The organism is Polaromonas sp. P3_C2, assembly GCF_056402675.1.
Map to the genome: position 1 here is coordinate 1 of NZ_JBFUGX010000695.1, position 2,083 is coordinate 2,083.

At 63.8% G+C, this 2,083-nt stretch carries 2 protein-coding genes; both read right to left on the bottom strand.

Annotation, left to right across the window (positions count from 1 at the left end; translation table 11 throughout):
• Positions 1–113: 113 nt before the first annotated feature.
• Positions 114–983 (bottom strand): hypothetical protein, encoded by an 870-nt coding sequence (locus tag AC1DWI_RS20860; protein WP_477669603.1) that lies wholly within the window; start codon positions 981–983, stop codon positions 114–116.
• A gap of 252 nt (positions 984–1,235) precedes the next feature.
• A complete protein-coding gene (locus tag AC1DWI_RS20865) occupies positions 1,236–2,003 on the bottom strand; it encodes a M90 family metallopeptidase (protein ID WP_477668983.1) in 768 nt (255 codons plus the stop codon).
• Positions 2,004–2,083: the final 80 nt, after the last annotated feature.

The following is a 2,083-nucleotide window of genomic DNA, read 5'->3' on the forward strand; positions in this document are numbered from 1 at the left end:
CCGCGTGGGGGTTCTTCATGCAAGCMTGAGCCGCAGGGCCGGCTTTGCCGGACTGCAGGCGGGYGGCCCCCTCGGGGGGCAGGAAGCTACACGAAGTGAGCGACCGTGGGGGCTCAATACCTTGGAGGGTCAGGTACATAAGACGGGTTTCCTGACTGCGGGAACGGATCAGGGATGGGGTTGCGCGCCACGGGTTCGCGGATCACGCCGCTGGCGATCAGGTTCTCGCGGCTGTCGTAGCGGATGCGGATGACCTCGTTGGGCTGTGTTTGCAGGCGCGCGAAGGTGGTCTGTGACACCAGTGAGTTTTCCCGTGCGCCGTGGCCTGTGCCGAGCCTGGCGGCAGGCAGGGGTGTAGACGGCAGCCTTCTAACCCGGTCTTCGGACAAGGCAGAAGCTTCCGCGCTGCCGCTGCCGCTGGCGCGGTCGGCCAGCGCGGATTTTCCGGCGGTGGATGATTCCGCCAAAGGTGCCGGTGAGGCTGATGAAGGTGAAGGGGCGTTTCGAAATCCCAGCGATGCATCGGCTTCGCGTTCCTTACGGCTGGAATAGGCGGGCGTCTGGGCGACCGGCTCGGGAGCCTGCTCCCTGAAGAGCGCCACRCCGATCACGCCGACGTTGCCYGGCCTGCCGGTGCGGCCGGCGTACGAATCCCCGAGTGCGGAAAATTCAAATGCTGCGATCTCACTGCTGCTTTTGCGCCAGCCGGTGACCTGGTACTGCTGCCAGGGCGAAAACACATAACCGGTCTGGTCCCAGGCGGCGGTTTCGCCGCTCAGCACATTCACGCCGTCGACGGCGGTTACGGCCAGCACCCGTTCACCGAGCTTGTTGCGCACGGCGATGGCGTATTTGGCGCCRTACTGGCCGGCCACCCAGTATTCGCCGCGGTGGTGGTACAGCGGCAGCGTGGCGCCGGTGTTGCGGTCAATCACGGTCACATCGGCCAGCCGGCCGACGGCCTGCGCGGGAAGGGCGGTCATGGTGAGGATGGCCAGCAGGATCGAAGAGGCAAGAAGAGGGGTTTTCACGTGAGCTCCAGAAAGTGGTGGAGCCCATTGAAACGAAGGGGCGAGGGAAACGGGGTTAAGCCGGCCTGAAAAGAACCAAATCGGGCCGGCCGGTTGCTATGTATTTGATAGCTGCTTGCGCTTGGCCAGATTGGGCTGAGGGGTGATTTCCCTTGTGGAAATTGTCAACCCGGCGCGCCAGGCGGCCGGAAAGCCGGCCGCGGCTTACTTCGGCATGAAAAACTTGTCGAACAGCACGGTCAGGGGCGCGAAGTCCTGCGTGAAGCGTGTGCGGTTCACAAAATAGGCTTCGCACGCCACGGCAAAAAATTCGGCCGGTGACCTGGCGCCATAACTGTCCAGCCATGGCGGCTCGGCGCCGAAGCGTGTGGCCATGGCGACTTTTTCGCAGAACCCGTCGTAAGCCGGCTGCATGACCGCATGCCACGAGGTGAGGGCACTGCGCGTGGGCAAGGGTGGGCAGCCGTCGGCGGCGCCGTCGCGCATGTCGATCTTGTGGATGAATTCGTGAATTACCACGTTGTGGCCGTGCTCGGCCGACTCGCCCGCGCCGGCCACGTCCTGCCAGCTCAGGGTGACGGGGCCGCCCTGCATGGCTTCGCCCAGCAGTTCTTCGCTGTAGTGGTGCACCACGCCGGCCTGGTCGGTGACCTGGCGGCGCGCCAGCATGGCGCCGGGGTGAACCACGATGCCCTTGAAATCGTCATACCAGCGCAGGCCCAGGTGCAACACCGGCAGGCAGGCCTGTGCGGCAATCGCGACCGCCATTTCATCGGTGACTTTCAGGCCGTGTGCGCCGGTGAATTCCTTTTGCTTCAGGAATTTGTCGGTCAGTGCGTTCAGCTCCTGCAGCTCGGTGACCGGCCGCCGGGCCAGAAAAGGGAACTGCAGCAGGGTGTCCATCCACAGGGTTTCCGGGATGGTTTTGGCAGGGGCTTTGGAGCCGCCAAGTGTTCGTAACCAGTTCAGCATGGGATGAAGGTTGTGGTTAAGCGAAATGAAACAAGGGTCAGCACAGCGCAATCCTTTGCAGCCCATCTGCGGTCAGGCGC